Source organism: Streptomyces sp. NPDC058086 (assembly GCF_042885015.1).
Lineage (GTDB): Bacteria > Actinomycetota > Actinomycetes > Streptomycetales > Streptomycetaceae > Streptomyces.
Genome location: NZ_JBHVST010000004.1, coordinates 1 through 11,940, shown reverse-complemented (window position 1 = coordinate 11,940; position 11,940 = coordinate 1). Strand labels below are relative to the sequence as shown.

Here is an 11,940-nt window from a genome sequence, read left to right as displayed (position 1 = left end):
CTGACGTACGGACCGGTCCGGATCGTGGGACGTGCCCGACCGGACGGACCGCATGGACCAGTACGCGCTGGACGGACCGCCTGGACTAATACGCGCTGGAGACCCGCTGCAGATCGATGTGCAGGCGCCTGGTCAGACCGTTCGTGCTCCTCCTGGCCATTCCCATCGCTCCCGTGTCCGGGGCTCGCGAGAGGCGAGACCACGCTTGCCCCGCCGCACCGGCGGAACCCGGGGCACCCCGTCGCGGTGGAAGGGTTGCCTGTCAGCGGGCCGGGGCCGATAACCGCGTCGAACGGGAGAAACCCGCACGACGGGCGCTGACAATCGTGACCGTCCCCGTCAGTCTCGGTCCGGTCCGCGGAGCCGTCAAGAAGGCATATACGCGGTCTCACCACGTGGTCATTCCGGCCGGTGCGCGTTGACATTCGTTTGGGGCCATGCCTAACTTACGCCGCATCGGACCGGATCGATTCCGGTGCGTTCGAGGCCCAGCGGGGCGGAATGGTGACGGTGAACGCGATGTACGCAGCTGACGGGACGACCGCTTCGCGGCGCCACGGCTGCCTCGCCACCGCAGTGTGTTGTACCTCCCGCGGCGCCCGCTGTCTCTGTCAGGGCTGACCGCTTCCGCCTTTCGCGGCGTTGAACGTCCGCACGGCTCAACATCCCTCGCTCGCCATCCTGTTGGTGCGCTGTCGGTGAGCCTCCCCCTCCGTACCCCCTGACATCCGTCTGTCCCCGCGCGCACCGCCGTCGTACGGGCCGCGGCGGTGTGTCCGCATTCGTTGGAGCCCTCCATGAGTGAATCCCTGGGCTCCGCCGTGCCGTTGAGCACGACGGAGCCCCGCCCGGCCGCGGCACAGCGCGTGCTGCCCCTGCGCCACCCCGGCCGCTGGATCGCCTCGGTGATCGTGCTCGTCGTGGTCGCCCAGATCGTCCACGGGCTGGCGACCAACCCCTTCTTCCAGTGGGACAGGTTCCAGTACTGGTTCCTGCGTCCCACGATCCTCGACGGCCTGCTCATCACCCTCGAAGTGACCCTCTACAGCGCTGTGTTGGGCCTGCTAGGCGGCATCCTGCTCGCCCTGGCCCGGCTCTCCAGGAGCCCCGTGCTGCGCGCGGTGAGCTGGGTCTACATCTGGCTGTTCCGCTCGGTGCCGCTCATCGTCGTCCTGCTCTTCCTCTACAACTTCAGCGCGCTCTACAAGACGCTGAGCCTCGGTGTCCCCTTCGGCCCCGCCTTCCTCACCTTCGACGAGTCCCGGCTCGCCACCGACATGGTCGTCGCGGTCGTCGGACTGAGCCTGAACGAGGCGGCGTACGCGGCGGAAGTGGTCCGGGGCGGCATCCTCTCCGTCGACCAGGGCCAGCACGAGGCGGCCTCCGCACTCGGTCTGCCCAAGGGCTACCAGTTCAGGAAGATCGTGTTCCCGCAGGCGCTGCGCTCCATCACCCCGAACTACGTCAACCAGCTGATCGGCCTGATCAAGGGCACCTCGCTGGTCTTCTACGTCTCGCTGCTCGACCTCTTCGGCTCGGTGCAGAGCATGGGCTCCACCTACCCCGGCGACATCGTGCCGCTGCTGCTGGTCGCCACCGTCTGGTACCTGATCCTCACGAGCGTCGTGTCCGTCGTCCAGTTCTACGTCGAGCGGTACTACTCGCGGGGCGCGCTGCGCTCCCTCCCGCCGACCCCGTTGCAGAAGGTCCGCACCGGCCTGCGTGACCTGCGGGCCCGGGTCCGCAAGGAGGCGGCGATATGACCGGCGAGACGCTCGCGATCCGACCGGCCGCCGTCGAGGTGCGCGATGTGCACAAGTGGTACGGCAGCCAACGCGTGCTGAACGGAGTGGACCTGACCGTACGGCCCGGCGAGGTCACCGTGATCCTCGGCCCGTCCGGCTCCGGCAAGTCCACCCTCCTCAGGGTGATCAACCACCTGGAGAAGCCCGAGATCGGCCATGTCAGCCTGAACGGCGAGCTGATCGGCGTACGCCGGCACGGCGAGCGCAGCGAGACGGGGGTCCCCCCGGCCGAAGGCCGGGGGAGGCTCAAGGAGCTGACCGAGCGGGCGATCCTGGCCCAGCGCGGCCGGATCGGGTTCGTCTTCCAGAACTTCAACCTGTTCCCGCATCTGACGGTTCTGGACAACGTGGCGGCCGCGCCGGTGGCGACCCGACGGCTGAAGCGGCCCGAGGCCCGGGAACTCGCGCGCACCCTCCTCGACCGCGTGGGTCTTGCCGACAAGGCCGACGCCTATCCACGGCAGTTGTCGGGCGGCCAGCAGCAGCGGGTCGCCATCGCCCGCGCGCTCGCGCTGCGGCCCGGAGTCATCCTCTTCGACGAACCCACCTCCGCCCTCGACCCCGAGCTGGTCGGTGAGGTGCTCGCCGTCATCAAGGACCTGGCCACCAGCGGCACCACGCTCGTCATCGTGACCCACGAGATCGGCTTCGCCCGCGAGGTGGCCGACCGGATCGTCTTCCTCGACGAGGGCCGCGTCATCGAACAGGGCTCGCCCACCGAGGTGTTGGACTACCCGGTACACGAGCGGACCAGGGACTTCCTGAGCAAGGTCCTCTGAACTTCCCTCACCTCACTTTCATCCACCTCACTTTCATCCACCTCACTTTCGTCCACCTCACTTTCGTCCACCTCACCTTCATCCACCACGCCTTCCCTCACCACACCTCACTCACGAACATCGGACAAGGACAGCCATGCGCACCCTCACCCTCCGCAGCAGACTCCTCCGTGGCCTCACCGCCTCCACCGCCGTCGCCACCCTCGCCGCCGGTCTCGCCGCGTGCGGGGGCGAGAGCGACGCGGCCACCACCTCCGACAACGCTGCCTCCGGCACCGTCACCGTGGGCGCGCTCTCCAACGGCGCCGCGCGGCAGACCGACCTCAAGGTGCCCGAGGTCAAGTCCATCAGCGCCGAGCTGCCCAAGTCGGTCGCCAAGAGCGGCAAGCTGGTCGTCGGCGTCGGCGCGCTGCCCGCCGGGTTCCCGCCGCTGGCGTACGTCGGCCAGGACCAGAAGACCCTCACCGGTGCCGAACCCGACCTCGGCCGACTGGTCGCCGCGGTCCTCGGACTGAAGGCGGAGGTGAAGAACTCGACCTGGGAGAACCTGTTCGTCGGCATCGACAGCGGCAAGGTCGACGTCGCCTTCTCGAACGTCACGGACACCGAGGAACGCAAGAAGAAGTACGAGTTCGCCTCCTACCGACAGGACAACCTGGCCTTCGAGGTGCTGAACAAGAGCACCTGGAACTTCGACGGTAACTACGAGAACCTGGCCGGCAAGACCGTCTCCGTGGGCGCGGGCACCAACCAGGAGAAGATCCTGCTGGAGTGGAAGGCGAAGCTCGCGAAGGAGGGCAAGAAGCTCACCGTCAAGTACTTCCAGGACAACAACAGCGTCTATCTGGCGCTGTCCAGCGGGAAGATCGACGCCTACTTCGGGCCCAACCCCGGTATCTCGTACCACATCACCCAGGTCGCGAAGACGCCCAACCCGACCCGCAACGCGGGCAAGTTCTCCGGCGCGGGCGCAACCCTCCAGGGGCTGATCGCGGCCACCGCGAAGAAGGACAGCGGGCTGGCCAAGCCGGTCGCCGACGCGATCAACCACCTGATCAAGGACGGTCAGTACGCCAAGTGGCTCGCCGCCTGGAACCTCTCCAACGAGGCCGTCAGCACCTCGCAGATCAACCCGCCCGGGCTGCCGCTCAGCAACTCCTGACCGCTCTCTGAGGACCGGATCCGTTTCCTGTCCCGGAGGACCGGATCCGTTGCCTGTCCCCGAGGTCCGGATCCGTTCCCTGGACATCCGCACCGCTTCCTGGAGGTCCGACACCGCCATGTCCACCGTTGCCCGACCTACCCCGCCGCAGAGCCCGGCGGCACCTCACATCCTGGACAACGCCGCCTGGGCCGCGCTGACCGGCCCGCACGCCCACCTCGCCGAGCGCGTCGGCCGCGCCGCCCGCTACCCCCTGGACGTCTCCCCGTTCACCGCCCTCGCCGACCCGGCCGACCCACGGGCCTGGGACGACCTCGCCGCGCTCGTCGGACCCGGCACCGTCACCCCCGTGACCGGGGCGAAGTCGGTGCCCGAGGGCTGGGAGACGGTGCAGCACGGCCAGGGCGTACAACTGGTCGACACCTCGCTGCGTGCCGAGCCCGCCCCCGAAGCGGTACGGCTCGGACTGGACGACGTCCCCGAGATCCTGGACCTGATCGCCCTGACCGAGCCGGGGCCCTTCCTGCCCCGCACGGTGGAACTCGGCACCTACCTCGGCATCCGGCACCGCGGCCGGCTCGTCGCCCTGGCCGGCGAACGGCTGCGCCCGCCCGGCTGGACGGAGATCAGCGCGGTCTGCACCGCCCCGGACCACCGCGGCAAGGGCCTGGCCACGCGACTCGTCCGCGCGATCGCGGCCGGCATCAGGGAGCGCGGAGACACCCCCTTCCTGCATGCCTCCGCGACCAACACCGGCGCGATCCGGCTCTACGAGTCGATCGGCTTCACCCTGCGCCGCCGCTCGGAGTTCCTCCTCGTCCGAACTCCGGGCGCCCAGCAGGAACAGACGGCGTAGGCGGGCCGTTGTGTTGAACAGGTTCACGATGTCGGCGCGGCCACAGGCCCGCCGGGACGCAAGGGCGGAGGTGAGGGACGTGCGAGTCGGGTCCGATCTTCGCGTCATGGTGCTCACCCCGCGCCGCCGTGTACGTCTTTACTCCCGGCCGCACATCGATCTGCAGCGCGTAGCCGGCGCGCTCTGTCGTCCCTGACCTGTCACCCCGCCGCCGCGCCCTTCGCGTAGAGGGCCGCGCTCTCGTACGGTCGACCAGGAAGGCACCTCCTCCGTGTCCGCATCATCTTCGCTGCCCGATTCCTCCCCCTCGTCCTCCCCTCTGCACCTCGCCGTCGCACTCGACGGCGCCGGCTGGCACCCGGCCGCCTGGCGCGAGCCGGTGGCCCGCCCCCGTGAGCTGCTCACCGCCGGGTACTGGACGGACCTGGTCACCGAGGCCGAGCGCGGTCTCCTCGACTTCGTGACCATCGAGGACGCCCTCGCACTCCAGTCCTCGCACCTCACCGAGCCCGACGACCGCACCGACCAGGTCCGCGGGCGCCTCGACGCCGTCCTGATCGCCGCCCGCGTCGCCCCGCTGACCAGTCACATAGGACTGGTCCCGACAGCCGTGGTCACCCACACCGAGCCCTTCCACCTCTCCAAGGCGATCGCCACGCTCGACTACGTGAGCACGGGCCGTGCGGGCGTACGGGTGCAGGTGTCGGCCCGCACCCACGAGGCCGCGCACTTCGGCCGCCGTACGTTCCCGCCGCTGCGCATCGAGGACTTCGACAGCCCGGCCGTGCGGGAGCTGACGACCGACCTCTTCGACGAGGCCGCGGACCACGTGGAAGCGGTGCGGCGGCTCTGGGACAGCTGGGAGGACGACGCGGAGATCCGGGACGTCGCCACCGGACGCTTCGTCGACCGCGACAAACTGCACTACATCGACTTCGAGGGCAAGCACTTCAGCGTCAAGGGCCCCTCGATCACCCCCCGCCCGCCGCAGGGCCAGCCGATCGTCAGCGCCCTGGCCCACGCGACCATCCCCTACCGGCTGGTGGCGCGGGCCACCGACATCGGATACGTCACCCCGCACGACGCCGGCCAGGCCCGTGCCATCGTCGAGGAGATCCGCGCCGAGCAGACGGCGGCCGGCCGTGCCGACGAACCCCTGCACCTCTTCGGTGACCTCGTGGTGTTCCTGGACGACGACCCGGCCGAGGCCGCTGCGCGCCGCGAACGTCTCGACACGCTGGCCGGCTACCCGTACACCAGCGACGCCCGCATCTTCACCGGCTCACCCGCCCAACTGGCGGACTTGCTACAGGAGTTGACGGAGGCCGGCCTGTCCGGCTTCCGGCTGCGTCCCGCCGTCCTCGGCCACGACCTGCCCGCCGTCACCCGGGGCCTCGTGCCCGAACTCCAGCGCCGGGGCGTCTTCCGGCAGTCGTACGAGTCCGACACCCTGCGCGGGCTGCTCGGCCTCTCCCGCCCCGTCAACCGCTACGCCGCCACCGCCTGAGCCGGAGGGACCCACTCATGAGCAGCACGTCACAGGACAAGCCCCGCAAGCAGGTCCACCTCGCGGCGCACTTCCCCGGCGTCAACAACACCACCGTGTGGAGCGACCCCGAGGCCGGCAGCCACATCGAGTTCAGCTCCTTCGCCCACTTCGCGCGCACCGCCGAGCGCGCCAAGTTCGACTTCCTGTTCCTCGCCGAAGGGCTGAGACTGCGCGAACAGGGCGGCAAGGTCTACGACTTGGACGTCGTCGGCCGCCCCGACACCTTCACGATCCTCACCGCGCTCGCCGCCGTCACCGAACACCTCGGCCTGACCGGCACCATCAACTCCACCTTCAACGAGCCCTACGAGGTGGCCCGCCAGTTCGCCAGCCTCGACCACCTCTCCGACGGCCGCGCCGCCTGGAACGTGGTCACCTCCTGGGACGCCTTCACCGGCGAGAACTTCCGCCGCGGCGGCTTCCTCCCGCAGGAGGAGCGCTACTCCCGGGCCGAGGAATTCCTGCACACGGCGAACGAGCTCTTCGACTCCTGGCACGGGGACGAGATCGTCGCCGACCAGCAGACCGACACCTTCCTGCGTGACGCGAAGGCCGGAGCCTTCGTACACCAGGGCCGGCACTTCGACATCCGGGGGCAGTTCAACGTCCCGCGCAGCCCGCAGGGACGCCCGGTGATCTTCCAGGCGGGGGACTCCGACGAGGGGCGCGAGTTCGCCGCCTCCAGCGCCGACGCGATCTTCAGCCGGTACGCCACCCTCAAGGAGGGCCAGGCGTTCTACTCGGACGTCAAGGGACGCCTCGCCCGCTACGGCCGTACACGCGACCAGCTGCTGATCCTGCCCGCCGCGACCTTCGTCCTCGGCGACACGGACACCGAGGCGGAGGAGATCTCCCGCGAGGTGCGTCGCCAGCAGGTCAGCGGCGCCACCGCGATCAAGCACCTGGAGTTCGTCTGGAACCGCGACCTGTCCGCGTACGACCCGGACGGCCCCCTGCCCGACATCGACCCGGACCTCGGTGAGCACACCATCGCCCGGGGCCGCGCCCAGGTCCGGATGTACCGCGACCCGCTCGCCACCGCCCGCGAGTGGCGCGAGCTCGCTGCCGCCAACAAGTGGTCCATCCGCGATCTGGTCATCGAGACCGGCAATCGGCAGTCCTTCGTCGGCTCCCCGGCCACCGTCGCCGAGACCATCGACTCCTTCGTGCAGGCCGACGCCAGTGACGGCTTCATCCTCGTCCCGCACATCACCCCCGGCGGCCTCGACACCTTCGCCGACACCGTGGTCCCGCTGCTCCAGGAGCGCGGCGTGTACCGCACCGAGTACGAGGGCACGACCCTGCGCGACCACCTCGGCCTCGCCCACCCGGACGACGTGCGCGACGAGCGTGCGGCGTCATGAAATTCCTGGCCATCACCCTGATCGTGCACCGGCCGGACCCGATCACCGGCGTGCAGAAGCCCACTCACGACCGGTTCCGCGAAGTCCTCGACAACGCCCTGCTCGCCGAGGAGCTGGGCTTCGACGGCTTCGGCGTGGGGGAGCGGCACGAGCGACCGTTCATCTCGTCCTCGCCGCCCGTCGTGCTCAGCCACATCGCCGCGCTCACCAAGCGCATCCGCCTCTTCACGGCCGTGACGACGCTCAGCCTCCTTGACCCGGTACGCGCGTACGAGGACTACGCGACCCTCGACCACCTCTCCGACGGTCGCCTGGACCTGATCATCGGCAAGGGCAACGGGGCCGCCCAGCGCGACCTCTTCGACGTCACCCCCGAGGACCAGTGGGACCGCAACGCCGAGAGCTACGAGGTGTTCCGCAAGATCTGGCGCCAGGACAAGGTGACCGCCGAGACCCGCTTCCGCCCGGAACTCAAGGACGCGGAGGTGTGGCCCCGGCCGTACCAGCAGCCGATCCGGGTCTGGCACGGCAGCGCGACCAGCAAGGAGTCGGTCGACCTGGCCGCCCGCTACGGCGACCCGCTCTTCTCCGCCAACGTCACCAACCCCATAGAGCCCTACGCCGAGTTGATCCGCTACTACCGCGAGCGCTGGGAGCACTACGGCCACGACCCGGCCGACATCGCTGTGGGCGCGGGCACGGCGGGCCTCTACGTGGCCCGTACGTCGCAGGAGGCGCTGGCCGCGTACCGCCCGGTGTTCGAGGGGAACCTGGCCTTCCAGAAGAGCCTGGGCCTGGAGCCGGTCTTCCCGACGCTGGAGGACTTCGTCGAGCGCAGCTCGGCCCTGATAGGCAGCCCCCAGCAGATCATCGACAAGGTGCACCGCTACCACGAGCGGTTCGGGCACACGGTGCTGCATCTGCACGCGGACGCCAGCGGTCTCGGCGACGCCCAGCACCGCGACTCCCTTGAGCGCTTCCAGTCGGAGGTCGCTCCGGTGCTGCGACGCGAGATCCCCGATCCGCCGTTCCCGTGGGGGCCGGTGCTCGCGACGCCCGAGGCGGAGCCGGTGTCCGAGCCGGTGCCCGCTCCCGCTCCCGCGCCCGCGTCCATCCCCGCCGACCGCTGAGGAGCCCCGCCCCATGTCCGACATCCCCCTCGGCGCCCTCGACCTCGTCCCGATCTCCTCCGGCTCCACCGCGACCGAGGCCCTGCGCAACTCCATCGACCTGGCCCGGCAGGCGGAGCGATTCGGGTACGCCCGCTACTGGTTCGCCGAGCACCACCTCAACCCGGGAGTCGCCGGCACCTCACCCGCGGTGGTCCTTGCCCTGACCGCCTCCGCCACCTCCACGATCCGGCTCGGCTCGGGCGCCGTACAGCTCGGGCACCGCACCGCGCTCTCCACGGTCGAGGAGTTCGGTCTGCTCGACGCCCTGCACCCCGGCCGTCTCGACCTGGGCCTCGGCCGCTCCGGCGGGCGCCCGCCGGGAGGGCCCACCGCCCCGCTGCCGACCGCGACCCCCGTGGTGGACGGCCGCGCCCCGAACGGTCTCCGCATCCCGCCGCGGTTCTCCTTCGAACACCTGCTCGGCTCACCCCGCGTCGCCCTTCAGCGCACGCTGCTCCAACAGCCGCACGCCCGGTCGCAGGACTACGGCGAGCAGATCGACGACATCCTCGCCCTGCTCGCGGGGACGTACCGGTCGGCGGACGGCGTCGAGGCGCACGTCGTCCCGGGCGAGGGCGCGGACGTACAGGTGTGGATCCTGGGCAGCAGCGGCGGGGAGAGCGCCACGGTCGCCGGCCGCAACGGGCTGCGGTTCGCGGCGAACTACCACGTCAGTCCGGCCACGGTGCTGGAGGCGGCGGAGGGCTACCGCGCCGCCTTCCAGCCGTCCGACGCCCTCGACAAGCCGTACGTCAGCGTGTCCGCGGACGTGGTCGTCGCCGAGGACGACGGGACCGCGCGCGAACTCGCCACCGGATACGGCCTCTGGGTCCGCAGCATCCGTACCGCCGAGGGCGCCATCAAGTTCCCGACCCCGAAGGAGGCCCGCGCCCACGTGTGGAGCGACCCGGACCGGGCGCTGGTCGCCGATCGCGTCGAGACCCAGTTCGTGGGCTCCCCGGGACACGTCGCCGACCAGTTGGAACAGCTCCAGGAGGCCACCGGGGCCGACGAGTTGCTGATCACGACCATCACCCACGGCCATGCGGACCGGGTGCGCTCGTACGAACTGCTGGCCGAGGAGTGGCGACGCAGGTGACGAATGACAGATATCAAATAACCGATAGCAGATAACAGATAACAGATAACAGATCCCGGACGACAGGTAGCCAATTCCCGGTTCGCCCTCCCCAAGGCGGTCCGACCACCGGCGCTCCGCAGAGGTGGGCCGACGGCAGGTGCCGGCCCACCGACCGGATTCTCGGTGTCAGTCGATGCTCAGGTCGTCGATGTCGCCGCGATAGCCACCTGTGGCGCCCGGACGGTCGTAACCGACGAGGATCTTGCTGATCGCTCGCCCCGCCTTGACCGCGCCGAGGTTCACGGTGACGTGGTTCCACGCGTCGAGCGTGAGACGGCCGCACTGGTCGGCCGGATGCGTGCCGGTGCCGGACTGGTCGGTGGCGCCCGAGTCCCGCAGATCACTGCCGTCGGTGAAGATCAGGTCGACGGCGACGCAGGTGCTGTCGTCGGACCCGGCGGACACCCATGGAGTGGTGGCGTCGGACTGCGGGAAGACCCAGTAGCTCAGCGTCGTGTCGCCGCGGACGGTGAGCGGCGCGCCGTTGAAGCCGTAGACCTGCATATACGCGTGGTCGTACGACCCGCCGTTGGCGTAGCCCGAGTACATCAGCGATGCGTCGCCCGTGTGGGTCTGTTCGCCGGTGCGCACGGCAGTCTGGGGGCCCGAGAGACCGCAACACAGACCCGTGACCCCGTAGTTGCCGCCGCCCTTGGCATCGACGGTGTCGACGGTGTCGACGGTGTCGGTCCAGGTCGACTGGGTCTGTCCGGTCTCGAAGCCGGTGGTGAGCGAACCGGTCGTCGAGGCTTTGGCCGGTCGGGCCGGCTCACGGTGGATGGTGGCCAGGCTGGTTCCGGCCGGTGCCAGGTCGATCGTCTCGCCGACGGAGGTGTTCAGCTTGGTGGTCGTACCCAGACCGACCCAGCCCGCGACTGGCGCCCCCGCGACATCGCGGCCGCGCTGCCGACCGCCACCGAGAACACTTTGCCTTGCACATGAGCTCCTGGGCCCGCAAGAACCTGCTGGTCAAGGTCCAGGGACCTACAGGCTCCTCGTCCCACCCCGGCTCGCAGTCCCCGCACACCCACCCATCACGGTCTCCAACGGCCCAAGCCGCTTGACAAACTGCCGCAGACCTTACCTTTCACGGCATTGCATGCCCGACGACCGGAGCGTCGGTCACGACCCGCTCACAAACGGTCACCGACAGCTTCTAACAGCCCGGCGGGTTCTGGGGGCCCGCGCAGTTCGCGCTCAGCGATTCCGCTGTGGCCTTCGTTGTCTGAGGCATTGCCTGAGCACTCGTCACGCCCACCGCTCCGGCGAGCAGCGCAGCAACGCAAAACGCACCAACGAGGTGTCGGATGTGCTTCCGGACGCTTGTCACCATGATGATCTCCCTCGGCCAGGGTGATGGATTGCTCCTGATTTGTCAGCTTAAGTACTACAGCTTGGTGCTACAGCCGGACCACTGTCAACGGCCTGGAGGTGGGGAGTGCAGTGGGGCGGGTGCGGTAGTGGCGCGGTCTTTGCGGGGCCGTCCCGCGATCGTGTGCCCCTGCCGCATGTAGTGGCGACACTCCGGACAGCCCACCCACGTGATCGATTGCAACTGGACCCCTCCCACGCGACGGTCCCACAGGCGGAGACGAGGAAGATCCACAAGGAAATCACCTCGCCCCTGCCCGCCTACGTCCCGAGGATCCCTGGAGAACCCGACCCCAGCGTCGGGCCGCGGCCATGCCCGCCCGGCGACCAACAGCCGAAAACCACCGGCCCGCCGCGACCAACTCGACTCCGCCGCCCCAAGCGAAAAGGGGAGGCTAGAACATGATCACCGACACCGAGGCCGAGCCGGAGTTGGCCGTGTAGGCCCGGCCCCCGTCCTGGGAGACCGCCACCGAGACCGGGTACCTGTCGACACCGATGGGGTTGCCCACGGTGCGGTTGGTGGCGGTGTTGATCACCGACACCGAATCCGAGCCGGCATTGGCCGTGTAGGCCCGGCCTCCGTCCTGGGAGACCGCCACCCCGACTGGCTTCTTGCCGACACCGATGGGGTTGCCCACGGTGTGGTTGGTGGCGGTGTTGATCACCGACACCGAATCCGAGCCGGCATTGGCCGTGTAGGCCCGGCCTCCGTCCCGGGAGACCGCCACCCCGACCGGG

12 protein-coding genes and 1 riboswitch are annotated in these 11,940 nt (G+C 69.6%); of the genes, 9 read left to right on the top strand and 3 right to left on the bottom strand.

Annotated elements, in window-relative coordinates; translation table 11 throughout:
- Positions 1-85: 85 nt before the first annotated feature.
- On the bottom strand, positions 86-160 hold the full coding sequence (locus tag ACFVWD_RS04175) for a putative leader peptide (protein WP_351299548.1): 75 nt from the start codon (positions 158-160) through the stop codon (positions 86-88).
- 36 nt (positions 161-196) lie between these two features.
- A riboswitch (SAM riboswitch) is annotated at positions 197-289 on the bottom strand.
- Between the two features lie 508 nt (positions 290-797).
- Here ACFVWD_RS04175 and ACFVWD_RS04170 point away from each other — a divergent pair.
- The 9 genes from ACFVWD_RS04170 to ACFVWD_RS04130 all read left to right on the top strand — a co-directional run bounded on the left by ACFVWD_RS04170 (position 798) and on the right by ACFVWD_RS04130 (position 9,786).
- Positions 798-1,763, top strand: a complete 966-nt coding sequence (locus ACFVWD_RS04170; protein WP_389593859.1) for an amino acid ABC transporter permease — start codon at positions 798-800, stop codon at positions 1,761-1,763.
- Complete coding sequence (locus ACFVWD_RS04165) at positions 1,760-2,584, top strand: amino acid ABC transporter ATP-binding protein (RefSeq protein WP_389593858.1); 825 nt, start codon at positions 1,760-1,762, stop codon at positions 2,582-2,584. Before ACFVWD_RS04170 ends, ACFVWD_RS04165 begins: the two co-directional genes overlap by 4 nt.
- Positions 2,585-2,720: 136 nt before the next feature.
- Complete coding sequence (locus tag ACFVWD_RS04160) at positions 2,721-3,746, top strand: ABC transporter substrate-binding protein (RefSeq protein ID WP_389593857.1); 1,026 nt, start codon at positions 2,721-2,723, stop codon at positions 3,744-3,746.
- A gap of 118 nt (positions 3,747-3,864) precedes the next feature.
- A complete protein-coding gene (locus ACFVWD_RS04155; protein ID WP_389594041.1) occupies positions 3,865-4,602 on the top strand; it encodes a GNAT family N-acetyltransferase in 738 nt (245 codons plus the stop codon).
- A gap of 28 nt (positions 4,603-4,630) precedes the next feature.
- Positions 4,631-4,798, top strand: coding sequence for a putative leader peptide (locus tag ACFVWD_RS04150; protein ID WP_351299306.1), 168 nt, complete (start codon positions 4,631-4,633; stop codon positions 4,796-4,798).
- A gap of 75 nt (positions 4,799-4,873) precedes the next feature.
- Positions 4,874-6,109, top strand: a complete 1,236-nt coding sequence (locus ACFVWD_RS04145) for an LLM class flavin-dependent oxidoreductase (RefSeq protein ID WP_389593856.1) — start codon at positions 4,874-4,876, stop codon at positions 6,107-6,109.
- Positions 6,110-6,126: 17 nt separating this feature from the next.
- Complete coding sequence (locus ACFVWD_RS04140) at positions 6,127-7,515, top strand: NtaA/DmoA family FMN-dependent monooxygenase (RefSeq protein WP_389593855.1); 1,389 nt, start codon at positions 6,127-6,129, stop codon at positions 7,513-7,515.
- Positions 7,512-8,645, top strand: coding sequence for an LLM class flavin-dependent oxidoreductase (locus ACFVWD_RS04135; RefSeq protein WP_389593854.1), 1,134 nt, complete (start codon positions 7,512-7,514; stop codon positions 8,643-8,645). Before ACFVWD_RS04140 ends, ACFVWD_RS04135 begins: the two co-directional genes overlap by 4 nt.
- 13 nt (positions 8,646-8,658) lie before the next feature.
- On the top strand, positions 8,659-9,786 hold the full coding sequence (locus ACFVWD_RS04130) for an LLM class flavin-dependent oxidoreductase (protein WP_389593853.1): 1,128 nt from the start codon (positions 8,659-8,661) through the stop codon (positions 9,784-9,786).
- A gap of 168 nt (positions 9,787-9,954) precedes the next feature.
- On the opposite strand, the gene ACFVWD_RS04125 is transcribed toward ACFVWD_RS04130, so the two are convergent.
- The gene (locus tag ACFVWD_RS04125) at positions 9,955-10,419 is read right to left on the bottom strand and encodes a hypothetical protein (protein ID WP_389593852.1); all 465 of its coding nucleotides are present in this window, start codon (positions 10,417-10,419) and stop codon (positions 9,955-9,957) included.
- Positions 10,420-11,594: 1,175 nt separating this feature from the next.
- A partial coding sequence (locus ACFVWD_RS04120; RefSeq protein WP_389593851.1) for a YncE family protein occupies positions 11,595-11,940 on the bottom strand: 346 nt, incomplete at its 5' end.

Excerpts from the sequence above, each read along its gene's own strand:
- ACFVWD_RS04170 (WP_389593859.1), top strand. The coding sequence starts at position 798 with ATGAGTGAATCCCTGGGCTCCGCCGTGCCGTTGAGCACGACGGAGCCC.
- ACFVWD_RS04165 (WP_389593858.1), top strand. The coding sequence starts at position 1,760 with ATGACCGGCGAGACGCTCGCGATCCGACCGGCCGCCGTCGAGGTGCGC.
- ACFVWD_RS04160 (WP_389593857.1), top strand. The coding sequence starts at position 2,721 with ATGCGCACCCTCACCCTCCGCAGCAGACTCCTCCGTGGCCTCACCGCC.
- ACFVWD_RS04155 (WP_389594041.1), top strand. The coding sequence starts at position 3,865 with ATGTCCACCGTTGCCCGACCTACCCCGCCGCAGAGCCCGGCGGCACCT.
- ACFVWD_RS04150 (WP_351299306.1), top strand. The coding sequence starts at position 4,631 with ATGTCGGCGCGGCCACAGGCCCGCCGGGACGCAAGGGCGGAGGTGAGG.
- ACFVWD_RS04140 (WP_389593855.1), top strand. The coding sequence starts at position 6,127 with ATGAGCAGCACGTCACAGGACAAGCCCCGCAAGCAGGTCCACCTCGCG.
- ACFVWD_RS04135 (WP_389593854.1), top strand. The coding sequence starts at position 7,512 with ATGAAATTCCTGGCCATCACCCTGATCGTGCACCGGCCGGACCCGATC.
- ACFVWD_RS04130 (WP_389593853.1), top strand. The coding sequence starts at position 8,659 with ATGTCCGACATCCCCCTCGGCGCCCTCGACCTCGTCCCGATCTCCTCC.